This is a genomic window from Microbulbifer sp. A4B17 (assembly GCF_003076275.1).
Taxonomy (GTDB): domain Bacteria; phylum Pseudomonadota; class Gammaproteobacteria; order Pseudomonadales; family Cellvibrionaceae; genus Microbulbifer.
Map to the genome: position 1 here is coordinate 4,764,822 of NZ_CP029064.1, position 22,326 is coordinate 4,787,147.

Consider the following 22,326-nt stretch of genomic DNA (forward strand, 5'->3'; position numbering starts at 1 on the left):
TAAATACTTGTGCAATATCTGCCGATATAACTGTTTAACGGGCTAGCTCCTGAAGCTTCCTAAGCTTCAGGTTGAGATCAGTCATCGGCGACTGATCTACTAGCAGTGCCCCCTCATTGGCGCGATCCAAATCAGCTACCAATAAAATCACCGTCGAAAAGGTCAGGGCCAGGGCCACAACCACCTGTGCCGACCCTCCGCGACTTACACCCAACTGGTATCCAATAGCCAACATCGCCAAAATGGTCATAAAGTACAGGGAAAGCCAGAGTGGACCCGGTATACGGTATTGCAACCCAACCACAACTCTGGCGCGATGCAGGTCTACCATCCCATTGACCTGCTCGGAAAACTGACGCAAATAATCAGCGTTGTAGTCCCGTGCAATATGTCCTTCAATCAAGTCCCAAAGTGCTCTGTGGATTTTTTCACTGCGGGCTACATCCTCAGGGGTGACGGCAATAGTTGGGTCAATATCCCTGAGGGCTGCGTATTCAGCTATTAAGCCTCGCGCTTTGTTTCGCGCTTCCGGTTGTAGAAAGCTCGCATTTAAATAAGCGGCCTGAATAATATTGACCTCTTGCAACAGCAATGCCTTGCGTTCATTAAACCGGTCGGCCGTCATATTAAAGGTAAAGGCCAAAACGAAAGCAACCAACCCCAAAGTGGCCGCAACCGCGCTGCCCAGTGAAGAGTCCTCACTGAAACTGGTATTCGATAACCGCCACTGTCCCAGATAAATCCCCACAACCAGAGCGCACAGCACCACGGCAACCGAAAGGGTATAGATCAGTGGAAGTGGCAGAGTATAGAAAAGGCTGTCAAAGCGCATTTGAGCCCTTGGGGAGTGATAATTCTAAGCGGTTCATTGACGCAAAATTTTCTTTCAATGGCGCATAAAGCATAGCAGTTACAGTAGATGTATTGGCCAGCCAGGCCTCAGGGCAGTAGCATAGGCGTACCAGTAAACTAAAAGGGAAACATTCATGAAATATCTGCTGACCTTCTTAATCTCGGCGTTTATCAGCCTTCCCACCCTCGCTCTGGAAGTTGGTGAAATGGCGCCAAATTTCACTCTTCAAGGGTCTGATGGCCAAACCCACACATTGGCAGACCTCAAAGGCAAAAGCGCGGTTGTGATCGCCTGGTTTCCCAAAGCATTCACTCGTGGCTGCACCATAGAGTGTAAATCCCTCGCCCAAAACGGTGACAAGATCAAAGCCTATGAAGTGACTTACTTTATGGCCAGTACAGATGATCTTGACGATAACACACGATTTGCAGAGGAGAGCGAAGCGGACTTCCCATTACTCAGCGACCCCAACGGTGAAGTGGCTAAAGCTTACGATGTACTTATTCCAGTAATGAATATCGCCCGCCGTGTCACGATTTATATCGGCAAGGATGGTCGAGTTCTAAAAATTGACAAGGATATTAAGCCGGCCACCAGCGCGGAAGATATTGCGCAAACTCTGGATGAATTGGGTGTTAAAAAGGGATCAACCTGATAACAAATAGTCTGGAGTGACTAACTATACGATGAAAAAGCCCAATACTCTATTGGGCTATTGGGAATCAACGATAAAAGATATTCCAAAACAGCAATCCCGCCCCTCAAATTCATCCAACCATTTGCAGACACTCAACGTAGCCTCTCCACAGCTGGATTTATCGACATACTCTTGCAGGTATTCGGGTTTCCCAGAAGAAAAAACCCGATCATCCGCAGCTTTTAATGCATCAGCATTATTTGACCAGGGAAGCTCCCGGTCTGTCTTACCGGTGACATCATCACCAGCTAATTGACATATTTTGCGGTTACCCCATAGATAAACGCCTGTTTGATCTTTTACCCAAAATAAAAATGGAACCTCGGTAACTACTCGCAGTTCATCTGCAGTCATATCGCCTCAACCATCTAAATACCAGAAATTAACTCTAATTTTAGCAGGCAATGAGAATATCATTCAGGATTTTATAGATAACTGTATTTTCAAGTTTACCTGCTGGAATCAAAAATACCTATCTAAATAGATGTTAATAGATTACTGCTAGTAAAAGACTCAATCAGGAACAAAAATAAATAAATTAAGAGCTGCCTGACAGTGAGAAGTGAGTATATTTTAAGTAGGCCTTCCCATCCTGTTTGGGAAGACCTCACTGTTATTTACTCTCCGCCAATTTCCAATTCTTTTAACTTCCGCGTCAGGGTATTTCTCCCCCACCCCAGCAAGTCAGCGGCATCACGCTTACGTCCAGCCGTATGCTTGAGAGCAATTTCTATCAGCGCTTTTTCAAATGCGGGAACAGCTTCATTTAAAATCTCGCGCTGCCCCGAGGAGAGGGCCTGGTCGGCCCACAGACGTAGAGCTTTTTGCCAGTCTGCCGGTGTTTCTGTCGTCGCGCCCTGCTGGTGCAACTCCTGTGGTAAATCTTCAATATGCACCTCGCGTCCGGAAGCCATTACGGTAATCCAGCGACAGGTATTTTCCAGTTGTCGTACATTACCGGGCCAATCCAGCCCGGAAAGATACTCCTCAGTTTCCTTGGTTAGGATCTTTGGCTCCACCCCCAGATCTTTTGCCGCAGCATTAAAGAAGTGCCTCACCAATCGCGGAATATCCTCCCGGCGATCCGCCAGTCTAGGAATATGGATGCGAATAACATTCAGACGATGGAACAGGTCCTCGCGGAATTTATGCTGGCATACGAGCTCTTCCAGGTCCTGGTGAGTCGCGGCAATAATGCGCACGTCCACCTTTACCGGAGTGTGGCCACCGACCCGGTAAAATTCGCCATCAGCCAATACTCGCAATAACCGCGTCTGCGTATCTGCGGGCATATCGCCAATTTCATCCAAAAACAGGGTGCCGCCATTGGCCTGCTCAAAGCGTCCGGCTCGCTGAGAGCTGGCACCAGTGAAAGCCCCTTTTTCATGGCCGAATAATTCGGACTCCATCAGGTCCTTGGGAATGGCCGCCATATTCAAGGCAATAAATGGTTTATCTCTGCGCGGACTGTGATTGTGCAGTGCCTGCGCCACCAATTCCTTACCGGTGCCGGATTCACCATTGATTAATACGGTGATATTGGAATGTGACAGGCGGCCAATCGCGCGAAAGACCTCCTGCATCGCTGGCGCCTCACCAATAATTTCTTTATTACCCTGGCCGTTTTCCGGTTCAACCCGCTCTTCAGCACTCTGTTCACTGGCATGCATCAAAGCGCGCCGGGTTACCGCAACCGCTTCATCGATATCAAATGGCTTGGGCAGGTATTCAAAGGCACCTCCCTGGTAAGCGGCTACGGCGCTATCCAGGTCCGAGTGCGCAGTCATAATAATTATTGGCAGGCTCGGCCGCTCGGCCTGGAAGCGCTGCAACAATTTAAATCCATCGGAACCCGGCATACGAATATCGCTAATCACCACATCCGGTGAATCACTGTAGAAATCATCCAGGGCGCGGTCACCGCTCTCATAGCAATGGGTATCAATCCCCTCACGCGATAGCGCTCTCTCCAGCACCCAGCGGATTGATCTGTCGTCGTCAATAATCCAAACGCGATTACTCATTCTCTAGGCTCCTGTATTTGCTAATTCGGTAGTAAGGGGCAGGTAAATCTGGAAGATACTGCGGCCGGGTTGGCTGTCACACTTAATCAGCCCCTTGTGTTGATTGATTATGTTCTGTGAGATGGAAAGGCCGAGGCCAGAGCCCTCGGCGCGGCCGGAGATCATCGGGAAAAATATCCGCTCGCGAATCTCCTCCGGTATGCCTGGGCCGTTATCCTCGATTTCTATACGACAGACTAATGGGCAATTGCGGCGGCCGATGGTGAATTGGCGCTGTATTCGAGTGCGCAATACCATCTCCCCACTGCTGAGACCAATACTTTCATCGATGGCCTGCATGGCGTTGCGGGCAATATTGAGCAACGCCTGGATCAATTGTTCGCTATCTGCGGGGACATCGGGAATCGATGGATCGTAGTCCCTGCGGATTTGTAATTCACCGATGCACTCCGCATCCAATAACTGGGCAACGCGCTCCAGAACCTCATGCACATTAACCGGTTGCAGTACTACCGGCTGGCGTGGGCCCAGTAAACGATCGACGAGGTTGCGCAGTCGATCCACTTCTTCAATGATTATCTGGGTATATTCATCCAGTGCCGGGTCGGGCAACTCTCGCTGTAGCAGTTGTGCGGCACCTCGTATACCGCCGAGGGGGTTCTTGACCTCATGGGCCATACCGCGAACCAGGTTGCGTGTGGTTTCCTGGGCGTTAAGCAGCGCATCCTCCCTGGCAATTCGCAACAGGCGATCCATCGGCTGCACTTCCACAAGCAACACGGAAAACTCGGGGACCGGGCTGACTGAGTAATCCACAGTCCGGGTTTCAAGATTATTCAGCCGCCAACTGGCACGGCGTACTGTGTACTTTTCATTTTTTCGCAGCGCTTCCCGCATAGCCTCATAGGCAGCGGGAGATTCTCGCACCACCTCCTCCAACATCGAGCCTTTGACTCGAGTACTGGAGGCGGCCAACAAGTCCTCAGCAGCATTGTTCAAATAGCAAAGCGATAAGTTTTCATCCAACACCAACACTGCGGAAGTCAGGCTATCGAGTAATTGGCGCAACTGGCGATCATTCAGCATTCACAAAATTTCCGATTCATTCCGAGGCTCTGACCAAACTCCCTTTGGTCACCCCCAGCAAACTAGCGCTGTATCTAGTCAGTGCAAAAAGCAAACCAAAATGGCGCATATGCTGGCATTTGCAGGCGGAAACAACTTCAACCGGACACAATCGGTGCGCAGTGAGCTCTAGTGGCATAGCGAGTTACTCAGCTTAAAAAATGAGGTGTCGCCAACTACAGGCAGAATGCACCAGAACGGTGCGCAGGTCAAAAAATAAACAGACTGGATTGGGAGATGGGAGGAAGTGAGAGGGCAGTTAGATTGAGGGGGCTTTCGCCCCCCAGTATTTCAACCCCTAGCTATGGGGCGCTTCACGTAAATGGTAACCACTTTGGATTGAGCCATAACCTGCCCGTTTGCGCCCACCAAGACGGCCTGTAGGGTATGCGTTCCACGCTCAAGAGCCGAAATATCCAGGGCATTACCGTAAGCACTCCCCTGCCAGCGTTGCCCATCGATAATCGCATAAAAGCTTGAGCCCTCTGGGTAGGCTGGAGTTACTTGTACCTCAAGCGCAATCAGGGTTTGCCCAGGAGGGATAGTAGCCTCATTTATTGGGCTTACGATCTGTATCGAAACAGCCTCGGAACTTCTATCTTCCGTATTCGGCGACAATTTTTTTGAGGGTAGCTGCCGGGGCAAGGCGATCGGCTGGATGTTGATCGGTGCCAACTCAACCTCTTCCGAGCTGCCGTTTGGTGGTGGTGTATCACTAAAGGTTACCTGACCATCGGGACCCACTATTTTGTATATGGCTCCACTCTCTGCGAAAGCCACAAAAGCCACTAGTGGCAAAACTAATAAAACAGCTTTCAGTAGTTCTCGAATTCCCAACATTCTATTAGCCACCCTGCAACTCCCCCCATTTCAGGTATAGGGATTTTCATACTTTTGGCGCCGTTTATTGCAGCTGCAAACCACAGAGCCCTAGAGTCCCGGCTGACAGTGTACCCGCAATAAAAAAGCCCGCACCAGAGTAGTGCGGACTTTTCGAGAACGGCTCGACGGCATCATCGTGATGCCGGTCGCCATTACACGGAGTAGTACATATCGAACTCGACCGGGTGAGTGGTCATGTTCAGACGCTCTACTTCTTCACGCTTCAGCTCGATGTAGGCATCGATAGCATCGTTAGTGAATACACCACCGGCTGTCAGGAATTCGCGATCCTGGTCCAGAGCATCCAGGGCGCCTTCCAGGCTGGAAGCGACAGTCGGGTACTCAGCCAGCTCTTCCGGCGGCAGATCGTACAGATCCTTGTCCGCAGCATCGCCAGGGTGGATCTTGTTCTTGATACCGTCGAGACCCGCCATCAGCAGCGCGGCGAAAGACAGGTACGGGTTGGCGGTCGGGTCCGGGAAGCGAGTCTCAATGCGCTTGCCTTTCGGGGAGGGCACGAAAGGAATACGGATAGACGCAGAGCGGTTACGCGCAGAGTAAGCCAGGATTACCGGCGCTTCGAAGCCAGGTACCAGACGCTTATAAGAGTTGGTGGAAGCGTTACACAGCGCGTTCAGGGCGCGAGCGTGCTTAACGATACCGCCGATGTAGTACAGAGCAGCTTCGGACAGACCAGCGTAGGCGTCACCGGCAAACTGGTTTACGCCATCCTTGCTAAAGGACTGGTGAACGTGCATGCCAGAACCGTTATCGCCAACCAGCGGCTTGGGCATAAAGGTCGCGGTCTTGCCGTAGGCGTGGGCAACGTTGTGTACAGCGTACTTGAGGATCTGTACTTCGTCCGCTTTCTTGGTCAGGGTGTTGGCGGCAACGCCGATCTCACATTGGCCGGCAGTGCCCACTTCGTGGTGATGCACTTCTACACGCAGGCCCATCTGCTCCATCGCGGAACACATAGCGGCGCGAACGTCGTGCAGGGAATCCACCGGAGGAACCGGGAAGTAACCGCCTTTAACACCGGGGCGGTGACCAATATTGCCTTCGGCAAAGTTGTGACCGGAAGACCAGGCCGCTTCTTCGGAGTTGATTTTGTAGAAGGCGCCGCCCATTTCGGCACCCCAGGTGATGTCGTCGAATACGAAGAACTCGGGCTCGGGACCGAACAGAGCGGTGTCACCCAGACCAGTGGACTTCAGGTATTCCTCAGCGCGCAAAGCGATGGAGCGAGGATCGCGCTCGTAACCCTGACCGGTAATTGGGTCGACGATGTTACAGCGAATGATAACGGTGCTCTCATCGGTGAAGGGGTCGAGGAAAGCGGTCTCGTCATCCGGCATCAGGATCATGTCGGATTCGTTGATGCCCTTCCAACCGGCGATGGAAGAACCATCGAACATTTTGCCTTCTTCAAAGAACTCACCGTCAACTTCCGACGCAGGGATGGAAACGTGTTGTTCTTTACCCTTGGTATCGGTGAAGCGCAGGTCTATCCATTTCGCTTCACTTTCATTAATCAAACCGAGCGTTTTCGCTGACATTGCAGTCCTCCAGGTCTTGAAAAGTAATTGGTCGCTATGCCTTGCTGTCGCTGCCGGCATTCACTCTTTACCTGGCGTGAAATAAAGCAAGGAGTGTGCCAAATTAGGGCAATCGCCTCAGAGGCCCGGTTGGCGCCGGTGCGAGCCCCAGCAAAGTGCTGACGCAGCCAGGATAGATGTATTGTGGCCGAGCAGCCATATAAATACGCACCAAGATAGAACATATTTACTCTCGATTCGCCCGCAAACAGTGCACAACCAACTTGCCTCCGGCTAGTTTATAATGCCGCACCTTCTATCAACATGCGGTACCCCACGGATTCCCATGCACTTTGTCGTCAAGTTTTTTCCAGAGATCACCATCAAGAGCAACCCTGTGCGCAAGCGCATGTCGCGCCAGCTCAAGGACAACCTGCAGCGCCTGCTGCGCCAGCTGGACGACCGTATCCAGGTGCGCAAGGATTGGGAAAAGATCGATGTGATCGCGCCCGATGCTGTGTCCCACCTGGGTGGACGTATCGAAGAGGTGCTCTCTCACACCCCCGGCATCGCCAACTTCTCCCGCGTGCGCCAGTTCCCCCTGGGTGACCTGCACGACATGTACGAGAAAACCCTGTCGGTTTGGGGAGCAGCCCTGAAAGACAAGACTTTCTGTGTACGGGTTAAACGCACCGGTAAACACGACTTCCAGTCCCTGGATGTGGAACAGTATGTGGGCGGCGGCCTCAACAAGAATACCGAGGCATCCGGAGTCAAACTGAAAAACCCCGACATCACCGTCAAGCTGGAGATCCGCCACGACAAGCTCAACGTAATCGAAGAGCAGCATCCCGGCCTGGGCGGCTTCCCCCTGGGAACGCAAGACCCGGTTTTGTCGCTGGTATCCGGTGGCTTCGACTCTACCGTGGCCAGTTACATGACCATGAAGCGCGGTATCCGCACCCACTTCCTGTTCTTCAACCTGGGCGGACGCCAGCACGAGCTGGGCGTGAAAGAAGTCGCCTACTACCTGTGGAACAAATACGGCGCTTCCCATAGGGTGCGCTTTATCACCGTGCCGTTTGACGAGGTAGTGGCGGAGATTCTCGAGCGGGTCGATGACTCCCATATGGGCGTCATTTTGAAGCGCATGATGCTGCGCGCTGCCGATGTGATCGCCAAGGAGCTGGAGGTGGACGCCGTAGTCACCGGTGAAGCCATCGCCCAGGTTTCCAGCCAGACCCTGAAAAATCTGTCGGTGATCGACAGTGTTACCAATACCCTGGTATTGCGCCCACTGATCACCACCGACAAGACCGATATTATCCGTACCTCCCGGGCCATCGGCACTGAAGAGTTCGCCGCAAATATGCCGGAGTACTGCGGCGTTATCTCGGTTAAACCCACCACCCGCGCCAAAATTGAAAAAGTGGAGTCCGAGGAAAACCGCTTCGATTTCACCGTCCTCGATCGCGCTATCAGCAATCGGGTGATGCAAAATATTGATCAGGTGATCGAAGAAGTCGATGGCGAAGCACCGGATGTGGAGATCTACGAAGAGCCGGGCAACGCCGTGGTGATCGATATCCGCCACCCGGATGAGGAGGAGCTGGACCCACTGGAGCTGGGCTGCGAAGTACAGACAATTCCTTTCTACCGCCTCAACAACAGCTTCGCCCACCTGGACCAGGAGCGCGAGTACCTCCTGTATTGCTCTAAAGGCGTTATGAGCCGCCTGCACGCCTCACACCTGCTGGACGAAGGTTTTCGCAATGTGGGCGTGCTGCGCCCGCTGATTCCCCACAGACCGGAAACCATTAAGAAGTAACTTCTGCTCAAGGCGCGGGCAACCACCGCCCGCGCGGGTTTTAAAGCGATCAGCGCCCCAGGGCGGTGATTTTTTACTCAAAATCACTCCCAATTGTCATGCGGCCCCCCTATAATCGCCGCCTTTGGCCGGAATGCTGCTGTAGAAACCCCGCAGGCCCCCGCCCCGACTTACCAAGATTTAACGCCCAGAGGCCCCCAGTGATAGAGAATCTGCGCAATATTGCGATTATCGCCCACGTAGACCATGGCAAAACCACCCTTGTGGACAAGCTGTTGTCCCAGTCCGGCACTCTCGACCGCCGCGACGAAGGCGCCGAGCGCGTCATGGACTCCAACGATCAAGAGCGTGAGCGTGGCATCACCATTCTGGCGAAGAACACCGCTATCCGCTGGAATGACTACCGCATCAATATTGTCGACACCCCAGGGCACGCCGATTTCGGCGGTGAAGTAGAGCGCGTACTGTCCATGGTGGATTCTGTTCTACTGCTCGTAGACGCCGTAGACGGCCCCATGCCACAGACCCGCTTTGTTACTCAGAAGGCGTTTGAGCAGGGACTCAACCCGATCGTGGTAATCAATAAGATCGACCGCCCCGGCGCGCGCCCTGACTGGGTGATGGACCAGGTATTCGACCTGTTCGACAGCCTCGGCGCCACCGACGAGCAGTTGGACTTCCCGGTTGTCTACGCCTCCGCTCTGAACGGCATCGCCGGCCTCGACGACACCGATCTGGCCGACGACATGACCCCGCTGTTCCAGATGATTGTGGACAAGGTAGAGCCGCCTAAGGTTGACCCCAAAGGCGCCTTCCAGATGCAGATTTCCGCTCTGGATTACTCCAGCTATGTGGGCGTTATCGGCGTAGGCCGTATTACCCGTGGCACCCTGACCCCCAACCAGCAGGTAGTGGTACTGGACCGCGAAGGCAACTCCCGCAAGGCCAAGGTCCTGCAGGTTATGGGTTACCTGGGTCTTGAGCGCACAGAGGTTGAGCAAGCCAGCGCCGGCGACATCGTGTGTATCACCGGGGTGGGCGAATTGAACATCTCCGACACTCTGTGTGACCCGGACACGCCAGACGCTCTGCCGGCCCTGAGCGTGGACGAGCCCACCGTGAGCATGACCTTCCAGGTGAACGACTCTCCCTTTGCCGGCCAGGACGGCAAGTTCGTCACTTCGCGCAATATCAAGGAACGCCTGGACCAGGAACTGATTCACAACGTGGCCCTGCGTGTAGAGCAAGGTGATTCCCCAGATAAATTCCGCGTATCCGGTCGCGGTGAATTGCACCTGTCAGTACTGATCGAAACCATGCGTCGCGAAGGCTTCGAGCTGGGAGTGTCCCGCCCGGAAGTGGTGCAGAAAGAAGTCGATGGTGAAATCCACGAGCCTTACGAGGAAGTGGTGATCGACGTTGAAGACCAGCACCAGGGTCCAATTATGGAAGAGCTGGGTCTGCGTAAAGCCGAACTCACCAATATGGAGCCGGACGGCAAAGGCCGTGTGCGCCTGACCTTTATCGTGCCTTCCCGCGGCATGATCGGTTTCCGCAACCAGTTCCTGACCCTGACCAGCGGCTCCGGCATCATGACCAGTATCTTCGACCACTACGGCCCGGTAAAACAGGGTGAAGTGGCCAAGCGCATCAACGGCGTTCTGGTCTCCATGGTCAACGGCAAGACCCTCGCCTATGCCCTGTTCGCCTTGCAGGATCGCGGGCGTCTGTTCCTCGGCCACGGTGAAGACATTTACGAAGGCCAGGTTATCGGCATCCACTCTCGCGGCAACGACCTGGTGGTAAACCCCACCAAGGGCAAGCAGCTCACCAATATCCGCGCTGCCGGCACCGACGAAGCCCTGACCCTGACTCCGCCCATTCGTCATACCCTGGAGCAGGCACTGGAGTTTATCGAAGAGGACGAGCTGGTTGAGGTGACTCCCAACCATATCCGCATTCGCAAGAAAATCCTGCAGGAAAATATGCGCAAACGTACGAAGAAATAATTAGTATTTTCTTCAACTTTAAAAAGGGCCCTTTGGGCCCTTTTTTGTTTTGCCATTTCGTGACAAAACCAGTCACTGAAGAGCAACAAGTTTAAATTGCCCCGTGACAAGACTACACAGCGAGGAGCCCATTAATTAATACTGCAAGAGGTCTCGAATAATGCTCGTCAGCGCTCGGTAATTTTTCCCTTTTTTTATACATAAAAAGGAATCATATATTTTTTTGCCGTTAAATAATCGACCATTATTATCGCTAATAGACACAAAAGTTTTTCCTGGAAAGCGCTACTAAATTTTAAGTGCGCATTTTTTATTGTCCCCTTCACAAAACTACAGAGAAAATAAATATAGCCAGTCGGCCACTGATCCCCACAGCTTGCACATTTATTCCACATTTCCCCGCGGAACTTTTACCTCTCCATTTATTCAAATTTTTCCACATATAACGACAAATTTCTTCGTACATAAATAAGACCTATGGGAGGTCAATCTAATGTTTTCTTTCCTGCAATCTCAGGATCGAACAAGGATGTTGGAGGGCAACCGCAGTGAACGCGGATCTAAATTTGGGTTTAAATTAAAAACAGCGGCAGCACTCGCAGCAGCTATCGCCTTAAGTGGAAACGTCAGCGCACAAGAGACAACCAAACGGGTATCAGCCTACTGGGCCGATTGGGAATACTGGGCCGACTCATCCTTCACCCACGACAATGTGGACTTCTCCAGACTCACTCACGTCCAGTACGCCTTCGCCTGGAACGACGAAGATGGCAACATCTACTTTACAGACCCCTATGTTTTCTATGGACTGGGAACCCAGTCTTTTTCTGGCGGCGCCGGTGACGGCCCGGTGAAATGCTCACCGCAGTTTTGGCATCCGTACAGTGAATACGATTCAAGTATTCAACCTGCCGTTTGCCAGGGGTGGAATGATCACGAAACTGGTTTCGTAAAGTCGGTACACGACGCCGGTGCAAAAGCGATCCTATCCATGGGCGGTTGGACCCTCTCACATAAAGTCTCTGAAATGATGGAGAGCGATACCGCGCGTGCCGCCTTTATTGAGAATGCGGTAACGCTCCTGACTGACTGGGACTTCGATGGCCTCGATCTCGACTTCGAGTATCCCGGCTATGAACCTAATGGCGGGCGTTCGATCGACAAAGAAAACTTCACAATACTGCTCACAGAGCTTCGCGAACGCTTCGATGAAGTTGAAGCCGAGACGGGTAAGAGCCTGGAGCTCACCGCAGCCGTAGCTTGTGGCCCCTCGATTGCTGAAGAGGGCTATGATTTTGCCGCAGTGGGAGAGGTCCTCGACTACGTCAACCTGATGACCTACGACTTCGGAGGTGACTGGGACACCGTCGCTCAGCACACTTCTCCGCTGTATCCTTATGAAGGCCAGGTCAACGAAGGCTTCGACGCGGACAGCTGCCGCGACATGTGGATGACCGAAGGTAATATCCCCGCTGAAAAGATCATTCTGGGTATGTCCCACTATGGCCGCAGCGTGGCAGGCGCTACCGCAATTGGCGAGGCCGCATCCGGACAGGACGTCGCCAACTGGGGCTCTGACACCGAAACACGCTACTACCAGATCGTGGAGAAGATGGAGAGCGATTCTTCATTCCAGACGGCCTACGATCCTGAAGCAGTTACTCACTATGGCTGGTTCGAAGATGGCGGTTTCATTTCTTTCGAAGATACAACCTCTATTGCAGAACGCGCACAATACGTGCTCGATCAGGGTCTGGGTGGTGTGATGATCTGGCAACTCCGGGGTGGAATGCTCCAGGAGAACAACGACTATCAATATCCTCTTCTTGATGCTGCACTTGAGGTCTTCGGACAGAGCGGTTCCGATACCGGAGATACCGGAGATACCGGAGATACCGGAGATACCGGAGATACCGGTGACACTGGAGATACTGGTGACACTGGCGATACCGGTGACACTGGCGATACCGGTGACACTGGCGATACCGGAGATACTGGCGATACCGGAGATACCGGAGATACCGGAGATACTGGTGACACCGGAAGCGGCGGTGACGATAGCGGTACCGGAAGCAGCGCCTGTGTTGCATTCGAGCAGCCATATGCCGGCGACCCCGGTTATTCGATCGGTGACGTTGTTATCTATGAAGGTGTTGCCTATGAGTCCAACCACGAACCCAACTGGTGGTCTCCAGACGCTGCACCGTCACTGTGGAGCGAAACCACCTGTCAAACAGAGGACGATAGCTCTGACAATGGCTCCAGCGACGGCTCCGACGACAGCACTGACAATGGCTCCGATGACAACTCTGACGGCAACGAAGGTTCAGGCGAAACTGCTTCCTGCCCTGAGTTCCAGCAGCCATACGCAGGTGACGAAGGCTACCAAGTTGGTGACCTGGTAACCTTCGAAGGCCAGGTATACGTTTCTACCTTTGGTCCAAACTGGTGGTCCCCATCAGCGGCGCCCCAGTACTGGGAAGTAAGCTCGTGCCAGTAATCTGGATACACTTTGGCCGTCTCCTCAAGGAAGGCGGCTGAATGTTTCTTCTAATAAAAAAGGGCCCTTATCGGGCCCTTTTTATTTATCATTTAGTCCGTTCCCAAAAAAATCATTACGGCGTATCTAGTAAGATATGCATCACTTCACCAAAGCTCCCTTTTGACAAATGGTTTTTCAACCAACGAATACCATCATCTGTCAAATTTTGCTCGTACTTAATATGATTTGAATCTCGCAGATAAATTCTTAGCCTGGGATAAGAAGCAACAAATTCCTGCAACCAATAATCAACTAAATTAACTCTATTATTATCATCCATTCTAAAAATGTATTCAGGAATCCAACATTTACATGCTAAACCAGTACCGGTAGTTGTTTCAATCGCCTGAATCTGGCTCCAATTATACTATTCAAAAAAAAAGAGAAAATAAGGAATTAAATTTCACCCTACTGGAGCTGCCAACAAAATAAAGATTTACCCCCCAGGGCCACCCAAGGTAAAAAAGCCAAAAAAATACAGGAAAATCCTAAAATTATTACGGATTGACTGCCTTAATCCATAGCCCCCTGAATATCTCAAGTTTAGAGAGGGTGGAAAATAATATTATAGAAACAAACATTACTGGCAGCATTGAAAAATATATCCCTCATTAGTTAGACCGGCCAAGATAGCTCCCTTAGATAGAAACTCTACTCGCTGAGATACTACATGCTTAAAGTAAGAAATAACTATAGGAGCCACTAATCAAAGAGTAAGTGCGATGACAAGCCAGTCTCACTTGCAGCGAACAACAACGCACCATCTATTTATAGACGGCATTAAAAATTGTAAAAAAGAGGATTTCTTTTTTACTTCAGGAGACTCCTAACCCCGGCATAAAAAACATTTATGCCTTATATCTTCATAGATTTTTTTGTTTCTGTATGCATACTTTACAATGACTCATAGCCACTAAAAGTTTTTTAGATTGAAAATCTCCCCAGAGATATTGGGCATACTTATTAAATCATTAATAACTACCTCTAGTGAATAGATAACTCTTTACAACCAGCGAAAGTAATATTTAGTACGTTAGAACTAAGTGGTTAGGTGGAGGTATGGCACTTAATTGGTCAAAGGAAACGTTAGAAAAGGCTGTATAGCATCTGAATAACTCCCAACTCAGTAGATCGGAGGGCGGCCTGGTAAGTTATTGCCTCTTAGACTGACATGCTATGGCTCTATATGCTTGCACAGTAGAGTTACCTTATATATGTCATATTAGGTCACAGGGGGAACAATTAACTGTATTCAATCAATAGTGTTTTACTAGGTTATTAGCCAAATAGTATGTAATTCATTCACTTACTCGTGAAACATCAATGAGGACCATAAAAACGCTGCTCAACTTTCTGCCACTGCGCCAAAGCTGTTTGTGAGTGCAAACAAACTGTGAGTCGCTCGAATCTTGAGGCATAAGCGCGCAAAACGGCCAACCCCTGATGTGCCGCAATCTCGTGAGGAAAGCGGTTAGTGCCAGCCCCCAGTGCCGGAAACAGTATCGTTTTGCAGCCACGCTCTTTCGCCAACTCCAAAACACTTTCATAGCAATGCCTCAACTGCACTATTGCCTGGCTACCCCATTGATCGCCACTGCTCCACTGGGGCGTAACGGTATGCAACAGGTAATTGACGGGTAAATCATAGGCTCTGGTTAAACGGGCTTCACCTATTGGGCAGGCTCTTTGACTGGCACACTGTGGGATTAGTTGAGTCCCGCAATGGGCATAAATCTGTGCAGAGAGTCCCCGCCCCCGAATAAGATGCTTGTGCGCTGGACACACCAGTGCATCTCCAGACATCGTCAAAATATCACCACAAGTCAGCTGAATTTGTGTCACGATTTCTCAGTTCTAAAGTTTGAGTTACTGATACTGTAGCTTGCTACTTTGGTCGGTGGCCGATTCCCCCTATACTCAGCATTGCTTCACTCCGGCAGTGGCTACCCCCATAGTTGTATGATGCAGGGCGGTCCCGAGCAAGCGGAAGGTTGCAGTCGGTATAGCAACGGGAATGACTATGAGCTCAGGGTATAACAATCAAAACCCCGCGATTTCCACCTCCATTGATGAGGTGCAGCGCATAGATCTGCGCAGACGGATATTGGCTTCCTCTTATATGCTGATATTCGCTATGGCTATCACCGGGGCCATGGCAATTATTGCCCTTACCGCTACCAATATCCTGCAGGCCTCGACACTCTTTATCGTCGCCGTGGTAATTTTATTTGCATATATTACTGTCAATATCATTGGCCCCACTGAAAAAACACCCATGCTGGTGGGCATTCTCCTACTGGTACTATATTTCTACTTACTGCTCACCGGTGGCGTAAACAATACCGGTTTGATGTGGGCAGTTATGTTGGTACCCGGCTTTATCAACCTGTATGGCTATAAAACCGGAACAACTGCCCTATTGGGCATCGGCTTAGCCACAGCAGCAATTCTGTTTTACCCGGATTTCCCAGGGCTCACAGCCAAATATGACACGGCCTATCGCGCGCGTTTTATTGCAGTATTTGGTGCTCTCACCGCCCTGACAGCTCTTCTCGATAGCAGTCGTCACCAGACCCAGCAACTGCTCCAACGGCTAACCGGGGAACTGGAGAGCTATGCGGCAACGGATACGCTGACAGGGCTGGCAAACCGCCGGGAGGCCTTTCGCGCAATTAACGAACTGGAACGTCGCAATGACAAGCTTCAGGATCAATATGTCATTTTGATTGGTGATTTGGATAACTTCAAAATGATCAACGATACCTACGGTCACTCCTTTGGCGACCGTGTATTGCAGGATGTCGCCAAGATTTTGAAAAGTAATACTCGGTCCGAAGATATAGTGGCGCGCTGGGGCGGCGAAGAATTTTTACTGCTGTTGCCAAATACGGATTTAAAAGGTGGCAGTATCCTGGCAGAAAAGCTGCGCCGCAGGGTTTCTACACTTAGCCGCCGCTATACACGCCCGGTTAAAATATCGATTAGCCTGGGGGTCGTCGAGGGCAGCACCAGCGGCAAACCTCTCAATCAGCTATTAGCCGAAGCTGACAAACGTATGTATCGAGCCAAGAACGGCGGTCGTAACAAAGTGGTCGCGGCGTAAGTATCAAGTCACAAAGTGGCGCAACAGATAGCCAACGGTAAGTGCCAGGACTGCCGCGCTGCCACCAAATACCAGGGTTTTTAGGCCCGCCAGCAACAGGTAGTGGGAAAACACCAGGCCTTTACACAACCCAATGGCGAAAAAAGCGCAGGCCGATAAACCTGCACTCGTATAAAATTGTTCGGCGGGATTAAGACTGTGGAGAAGGTAGGGTAACAAGGGAATAGCACCCACACACAGAAAAGCGACAAAGGTCATCAGTGCCGCCCTCAGAGGTTTATGCTCCGCACGACTTATGCCGTACTCTTCCGCCAGCATTGTCTCTATCCACAGCTTTTGGTTCGCAGTGATGGTAGCGACAATATTATCGAGAACCTCTCCGCGAAAACCTTTCTGATAAAAAATCTGTCGAATCTCCTCCCTCTCTCCCTCAGGAACTAGAGCGATATGCTCGCGCTCAGTGTTCGTGGCAGCAGCCCGCTGCTCACGCTCCACACTGGCAGCTTCATAATTACTCACCGCCATACTGAAACCATCGGCTATAAGGTTGGCAAATCCCATTACAAGTACAACCGCTTCGGAGAAACCTGCACCGAAAGCACCGGCAACAATAGCAAAGGTGGTCACGCAACCATCTATCGCTCCCAGGACAAAATCAGAAAGCTGCTGTGATCGCGGCTGGCGCTGCAGGCGCGCTTCAATACGCTCCGGCCGGTGCTCTTCAATTAAAGCTTCTCGGCTATCCTGCTTGCGCCTTGGGTTTTGCCGTTCCATAACTCTGCGATCTACTGTAAAAAACGCTGCAAAACATAGGCATCCCGCAACTTTCCCGAGGAGTCAGTAAATGCTTTGTCCAGCGTCTCGATAATAGAAAATCCCAACTCCGTATAGAGCGTAATTGCCGGCAGGTTGTCGCTGGGAACGTAGTTAAACTGCATCTGCAGGTAACCAGCATCCTGAGCTCTGGAAATAGCATGCTGGACCAATGCTCGGCCTACACCGCGATCGCGCACTTCCGTGTGTACCAAAAAGCTGGCTGTCGCAACATGGCTGTTAATACCTGGAAAGTTAACCCCCAGCTTGTACACCCCCAATAAGTGCGGCAGCTCTTCAGCAACATACGTCTGTAAGTCTTCATTGAGCCATTGGGCAGAGAAAGCTTCTCGACTGATTTTATTTGAGTAACGAAGTTCACCACTACTTCGCACGGCGCAAAATAGACTCCATATACCCTCGAGATCGCTATCTGTTGCTTGCCGAATTTCCATTGAAGTCCATATCTTAGGCGGCATTCCGCACTTTAATCGCGCACAATAAAGCTGCCCCGGTCAACACCGGTATTCCCGGTCCTGGGATCGTAGGCATACAGCACAACTTCATAAACACCGGGCACATCTGTCGCAAAGGGTGCACTAAAGGTGTTCATCATTTCCTGAATCTCCAGTGGCACACGGGCAAATGGTTTGCCATCCCGTTTTATCAATGCAACAACTTCGATCTTACTGCCGTCCCAAAGACCGCCATCGGTAAGTGAACAGCCACACATCATCACAACGTTGGCACGAATCTCAAAGGGGCTCTGATCCAAACCGGTATAGAGATGTGTCTGGGGGCTGATTAAATCCACCAGCATTCCAGGAATTTCTACAATCAGCCCATCGCCAGTAATCGGCTTACCCGGAACCAGCCAGGTCTGTGTCTGCGCGACCACCCGGGCCTGCTTTTTAATATATGGAGCCAGAACTTCCACTGTCAGGAAAATCGGCTCACTGATATCTAGTGTAGCGGTAAATTGTGCAGCACCATCAGCTATGGGCTGGTACCTCGCGCGGGGCGTTTTCATAATCTTTGTGGTATCCCCGGTACTCCCTTGGGTGAGTCCTTTGGCGAGAATCTCACCAGAATCAGCATCGCGGATAATGACCATAGCACCGCCGATAGAGGTACCGATAAACTTGGCATCCATAGCCTTAGCACGCACAGTAATTTCTGTGGGTGTAGTTTCCGCGCACAAAAAGGAGCTGAAAAACTGTAATACCAGTGCTAAGGCAAAAATTCCTATATTCTTCATAGCTAGCTCCCTTTTACTCAAAGCCCAGTAAAAAATAGATCCCAAAAATAACAAATGCCCATAACACAGCACCTATTGCCAGCCAGATTAAATTCCAAGGGGTAAACTTTGAATTCGCGCGCCCCGAAATATCACCATTAACCGTATTGGCAGCCTTCTGTCCCTCATAGAGTGGCCACAGCATCAAGGGCAATAAAAGGATACTGATTAAATCGATCAATGAAATCTCATCGGAATAATAAGAAACCCTGTCAGCAACAGATCCGGCAATCGCAAAAACCACATAAAATGTGGCCCAAAGCCCGGGAGCCCAACGGTAATCTAGCCCGGCCTCCTCGATACGACTTTGAATTCTCGAAAAAAGGGAGTGAGTGAAAAAGATAGAGAATATCGCCCGCATAACCGGCCACATATCCTCGCCACTGACACGCCGATATTCTGACCAATGACGGTAAAACCAATAAACAGAATACAGCCCCATAGTGCCGAGACTCATCACCCAGAACTTGGTTGGTGACACTACATAAAATTGTGCCTCACCCTCCGAGACAATATCTAATTCAGACTCCGGAGCGGAGTATATATTTGTATCCATTGTGAACTGTCCATAAATAAAAATCGCAGGGAAAACCAGCCTTCCCCTATACACAGACGATATTCACAGAAATAGGCCCAATAAAAAAGCCGGGCATAGCCCGGCTTTTTTATTGGGGTCAGAACAGAAGCTTATGATTGCTTCACTGATTCAACCCAGGAAGCCACGCGGCTCTCCAAAACTGGTACAGGCAGAGCACCACCACCCAATACAGTATCGTGGAATCCGCGAATATCGAACTTTTCGCCCAGTTGATCCTCAGCCTGCTTGCGCAGCTCCTGGATCTTCAGCATACCGATTTTGTAAGCAGTAGCCTGACCCGGCCAAGTCAGGTAACGGCGCACTTCGGAACGAACCGCTGTTTCGGGAATTGCGGAGTTTTCCAGGAAGTACTCCACTGCCTGCTCTTCGCTCCAATCTTTAGCATGCAGGCCGGTATCGACGACTAAGCGAATAGCGCGCCACATTTCAGCAGTCAGATGACCAAATAAGTTGTAGGGATCTTCATATGCTCCCATTTCCTTGGCCAGTTTCTCGGAGTACAGCGCCCAGCCCTCTACGTAAACAGTGAAGTGGGCCTGGGTACGAAACTGTGGGATACCCTCCAGCTCCTGAGCAATAGAGATCTGCATATGGTGACCGGGGTTGCCCTCGTGATAGGCGACGGTTTCCATATCAGTCGTGGAGTAGGCACTCATATCGGACAGGTGCGCATAGTAAATACCCGGGCGGGAACCATCTGGAGTGCCGGGGTAGTAGTGCTGGGCACCGCCATCCTGCTCGCGGAAAGCTTCAACCCGCTTTACGACCAACTCGGCTTTCGGCAGCAGGCCAAAGTATTCCGGCAACTTCTTGGTAATGTTATCCAAAAATGCCGTTGAGTCATCCAGGTAGCCCTGGCGGCCTTCGTCGGTATTCGGGTAGTAGAACTGGCCATCTTCACGGATAAACTTGAAGAAGTCCTGCAGGCTTCCCTCGAAACCCACCTGCTTTTTGATCGTTTCCATCTCACCACGGATACGCGCCACTTCTTCGAGACCGATATTGTGAATCTGGTCAGCGGTGAGCTCTGTAGTGGTGGTGTTGGCCAGGCGATGATTGTAGAAGGCCATACCATTGGGCAGGCTGCTCGCACCTTGCGGTTCTGCTGAGGTTTTCTCCATATCCGCCTTGAGCCAGGCAACCAGGCCCTGATAGGCAGGGAAGAATTCTGTCTCTAAAGCCTTACGCGCTTCTGCAGTCAGCTTGTCTGCCTGCTTCTGGTCAATAGTGCCGGCTTCAAGCAGCTCTGCGATTTTGCCTTTGGCACCGGTCCATAGGGGCGCGTCTTCACCATCGGTGAAAGGCGCACCTTCAATCAGCTTGCTTGACTGTTCAATCGCACCCTCATAGGCAAAGCGCGGGGGACGAATACCTTCCTTGGCTGACAGCTTGGCGCGATCAAGCAACTGGTTGATCGCACGGGAAATACCACCGATACGGGTGATATACGCCTGCATATCTTCAATGTTATCCACTTTGTGGAAGTTCAGCAGGAAGTTGGGCAGCTGCGATTGCGCGCCTCCCATCTGCTCAAAGATATAGCCGTGGCGGATAAACGGTGCAGCAGCCTTGGCCTGTTCAAACTGATAAATCCAGATATCGTAGGAAGTTTTACCCTCCTGATTCAGCTTGCTGTAGTCGAAATTCTTCTTGAGTTCTTCGACACTCTTTTCCTGCCAGGCCAGCCTGCGAGCCTCTGCGGCCTCGCTCATATCATCAATCTGGTCGTATTGATCTTTACGGCCCAGGTAGGACAGCTGAATCGGGCTGAACTGCAGCTGCTCCTCATAGCGCTCATCCAGCCACTCAGTCAGGCGCTGGGTTTCGGCAACCGCATCTACAGTGACTGAAGCCTCGGCAACAATATTCTGGGGCTTATCTACGCTGGCTCCAGCTTGAGCACTCTTGTCACCCTGACAGCCCGCAAGGATCGCGACAGCCAGCAGGCTAGGGATAAGTGGATTGTTCAGCTTTATCGGCATCTTCCTATCTCGATCAAAAGTTGTACAAAAAAACGCCGCTAACTTTGACACGAAATCGGTGAAGTGTCGATTCATGCCCCCCAGAACGCCATATGTTTGCGTTGAGTTGAGGCAAATCGGAGATTTTGATCTAGGCGGGTGTGATATCAGAAGGAAGGTATTGCCACAAGTGACCTTGCAGTAATGGTCTAACGTCTCCCTGCTGTCCGATCCACGATATGCAGCTCTCGCTGGGGGAAGGGAACCGTTAAGCCCTCCGCCTCAAGTGCAGGCTTAAGCTGCTGCATCAGAGACCAGTAGACTTCCCAGTATTGATCATTGGCAGCCCAGGCCCTCAATTGCAAATTGACTGCGCTGTCAGCAAGTTCCTTTACGGCAAAACTGGGCTCCGGCTCAGCGAGAATACGGGGCTCCTCTGCTACCATGCGACGCAATACTGCTAAACCGGTATCAATATCATCGCCATAGGCAATACTCGCCACTATCTCAAAACGGCGAGTCTTATTGCGGCTGAAGTTGGTGAGCACTTGCCCCCAGATAGCACTGTTGGGTGCGCTAATACGCAACCCATCAATGGTATCCAGCTCAGTGGTAAACATTCCCACTTCACGCACAGTGCCCATGGTAGTACCGAACTGAATCACATCCCCGACGCGAAACGGCCGCAAACCCAATAACAGGAAACCTGAAGCAATATTTTGCAAGGTATCTTTTAGGGCAAGTGCTACTGCTACGCCAGTAGCGCCCAGCAGGGCTATCAAACTGGTGGTATTAATACCGAAGACATCCAACACCAGCAGAGCGCCAACAATATAAATCGCCCAACAGGACACACTGCGCAGTACTGGGCGCAAGGTAATATCAAGGCGTTCCGGCAATCGATTAACAGCCCGGCGGGCAAGATGAACTGCAAGAAGCGTCGCCAAAACCACTAGTAATGCGGCCCCCAGCTTTAGGGACAACTCTGTCAATTGAGGCCAGTATTCATTCGATAAGCTATTAATATTCATTGATCTCCAGGAATAAGACCTGATC

The 22,326-nt window shown here is 51.2% G+C and carries 19 protein-coding genes; 5 read left to right on the plus strand and 14 right to left on the minus strand.

The window, feature by feature from the left end; translation table 11 throughout:
• Nucleotides 1-34 precede the first annotated feature (34 nt).
• The gene (locus BTJ40_RS20850; RefSeq protein WP_108734890.1) at nucleotides 35-832 is read right to left on the minus strand and encodes a hypothetical protein; all 798 of its coding nucleotides are present in this window, start codon (nucleotides 830-832) and stop codon (nucleotides 35-37) included.
• Nucleotides 833-986: 154 nt separating this feature from the next.
• Between BTJ40_RS20850 and BTJ40_RS20855 the strand changes: the two genes are divergently transcribed.
• Nucleotides 987-1,508: a peroxiredoxin gene (locus BTJ40_RS20855; RefSeq protein ID WP_108734891.1), complete on the plus strand. Its 522-nt coding sequence runs from the start codon at nucleotides 987-989 to the stop codon at nucleotides 1,506-1,508.
• Nucleotides 1,509-1,565: 57 nt separating this feature from the next.
• Here the strand turns inward: BTJ40_RS20855 and BTJ40_RS20860 are convergent, their stop codons facing one another.
• The 5 genes from BTJ40_RS20860 to glnA all read right to left on the minus strand — a co-directional run bounded on the left by BTJ40_RS20860 (nucleotide 1,566) and on the right by glnA (nucleotide 7,140).
• The gene (locus BTJ40_RS20860) at nucleotides 1,566-1,904 is read right to left on the minus strand and encodes a PAS domain-containing protein (protein WP_108734892.1); all 339 of its coding nucleotides are present in this window, start codon (nucleotides 1,902-1,904) and stop codon (nucleotides 1,566-1,568) included.
• A 263-nt stretch (nucleotides 1,905-2,167) separates the two neighbouring features.
• On the minus strand, nucleotides 2,168-3,574 hold the full coding sequence (gene ntrC, locus BTJ40_RS20865; RefSeq protein WP_108734893.1) for a nitrogen regulation protein NR(I): 1,407 nt from the start codon (nucleotides 3,572-3,574) through the stop codon (nucleotides 2,168-2,170).
• 3 nt (nucleotides 3,575-3,577) lie between these two features.
• Complete coding sequence (gene glnL, locus BTJ40_RS20870) at nucleotides 3,578-4,660, minus strand: nitrogen regulation protein NR(II) (protein ID WP_108734894.1); 1,083 nt, start codon at nucleotides 4,658-4,660, stop codon at nucleotides 3,578-3,580.
• 330 nt (nucleotides 4,661-4,990) lie between these two features.
• Entirely contained in the window at nucleotides 4,991-5,551 is a 561-nt protein-coding gene (locus tag BTJ40_RS20875; protein ID WP_238152086.1) for a DUF4124 domain-containing protein, read from the minus strand.
• A gap of 182 nt (nucleotides 5,552-5,733) precedes the next feature.
• Complete coding sequence (gene glnA, locus BTJ40_RS20880; protein WP_108734896.1) at nucleotides 5,734-7,140, minus strand: glutamate--ammonia ligase; 1,407 nt, start codon at nucleotides 7,138-7,140, stop codon at nucleotides 5,734-5,736.
• Nucleotides 7,141-7,465: 325 nt separating this feature from the next.
• Between glnA and thiI the strand changes: the two genes are divergently transcribed.
• The 3 genes from thiI (at nucleotide 7,466) to BTJ40_RS20900 (ending at nucleotide 13,456) form a co-directional block, all read left to right on the plus strand.
• A complete protein-coding gene (thiI, locus tag BTJ40_RS20885; RefSeq protein WP_108734897.1) occupies nucleotides 7,466-8,947 on the plus strand; it encodes a tRNA uracil 4-sulfurtransferase ThiI in 1,482 nt (493 codons plus the stop codon).
• A 200-nt stretch (nucleotides 8,948-9,147) separates the two neighbouring features.
• Nucleotides 9,148-10,956, plus strand: coding sequence for a translational GTPase TypA (typA, locus tag BTJ40_RS20890; protein ID WP_108734898.1), 1,809 nt, complete (start codon nucleotides 9,148-9,150; stop codon nucleotides 10,954-10,956).
• A 493-nt stretch (nucleotides 10,957-11,449) separates the two neighbouring features.
• Nucleotides 11,450-13,456, plus strand: a complete 2,007-nt coding sequence (locus BTJ40_RS20900; RefSeq protein ID WP_108734900.1) for a glycosyl hydrolase family 18 protein — start codon at nucleotides 11,450-11,452, stop codon at nucleotides 13,454-13,456.
• A 115-nt stretch (nucleotides 13,457-13,571) separates the two neighbouring features.
• On the opposite strand, the gene BTJ40_RS20905 is transcribed toward BTJ40_RS20900, so the two are convergent.
• Nucleotides 13,572-13,778 (minus strand): hypothetical protein, encoded by a 207-nt coding sequence (locus BTJ40_RS20905; RefSeq protein WP_108734901.1) that lies wholly within the window; start codon nucleotides 13,776-13,778, stop codon nucleotides 13,572-13,574.
• A gap of 1,040 nt (nucleotides 13,779-14,818) precedes the next feature.
• A complete protein-coding gene (locus BTJ40_RS20910; protein ID WP_108734902.1) occupies nucleotides 14,819-15,340 on the minus strand; it encodes a macro domain-containing protein in 522 nt (173 codons plus the stop codon).
• 178 nt (nucleotides 15,341-15,518) lie between these two features.
• On the opposite strand from BTJ40_RS20910, the gene BTJ40_RS20915 reads away from it, so the two are divergent.
• Nucleotides 15,519-16,601: a diguanylate cyclase gene (locus BTJ40_RS20915; protein WP_108734903.1), complete on the plus strand. Its 1,083-nt coding sequence runs from the start codon at nucleotides 15,519-15,521 to the stop codon at nucleotides 16,599-16,601.
• Between the two features lie 3 nt (nucleotides 16,602-16,604).
• On the opposite strand, the gene BTJ40_RS20920 is transcribed toward BTJ40_RS20915, so the two are convergent.
• From BTJ40_RS20920 to BTJ40_RS20945, 6 genes are all read right to left on the minus strand, one after another.
• Complete coding sequence (locus BTJ40_RS20920; RefSeq protein ID WP_108734904.1) at nucleotides 16,605-17,375, minus strand: VIT1/CCC1 transporter family protein; 771 nt, start codon at nucleotides 17,373-17,375, stop codon at nucleotides 16,605-16,607.
• A gap of 11 nt (nucleotides 17,376-17,386) precedes the next feature.
• Complete coding sequence (locus BTJ40_RS20925) at nucleotides 17,387-17,869, minus strand: GNAT family N-acetyltransferase (RefSeq protein ID WP_157954185.1); 483 nt, start codon at nucleotides 17,867-17,869, stop codon at nucleotides 17,387-17,389.
• A 32-nt stretch (nucleotides 17,870-17,901) separates the two neighbouring features.
• Nucleotides 17,902-18,672 carry a hypothetical protein gene (locus BTJ40_RS20930; RefSeq protein ID WP_108734906.1) on the minus strand — a complete coding sequence of 257 codons (771 nt, stop codon included), beginning with the start codon at nucleotides 18,670-18,672 and terminating at the stop codon, nucleotides 17,902-17,904.
• Nucleotides 18,673-18,685: 13 nt separating this feature from the next.
• Nucleotides 18,686-19,267: a hypothetical protein gene (locus BTJ40_RS20935; protein ID WP_108734907.1), complete on the minus strand. Its 582-nt coding sequence runs from the start codon at nucleotides 19,265-19,267 to the stop codon at nucleotides 18,686-18,688.
• Nucleotides 19,268-19,398: 131 nt separating this feature from the next.
• Complete coding sequence (locus BTJ40_RS20940) at nucleotides 19,399-21,291, minus strand: DUF885 family protein (protein ID WP_108734908.1); 1,893 nt, start codon at nucleotides 21,289-21,291, stop codon at nucleotides 19,399-19,401.
• Between the two features lie 188 nt (nucleotides 21,292-21,479).
• Nucleotides 21,480-22,301 carry a mechanosensitive ion channel family protein gene (locus BTJ40_RS20945; RefSeq protein ID WP_108734909.1) on the minus strand — a complete coding sequence of 274 codons (822 nt, stop codon included), beginning with the start codon at nucleotides 22,299-22,301 and terminating at the stop codon, nucleotides 21,480-21,482.
• Between the last annotated feature and the right edge of the window lie 25 nt (nucleotides 22,302-22,326).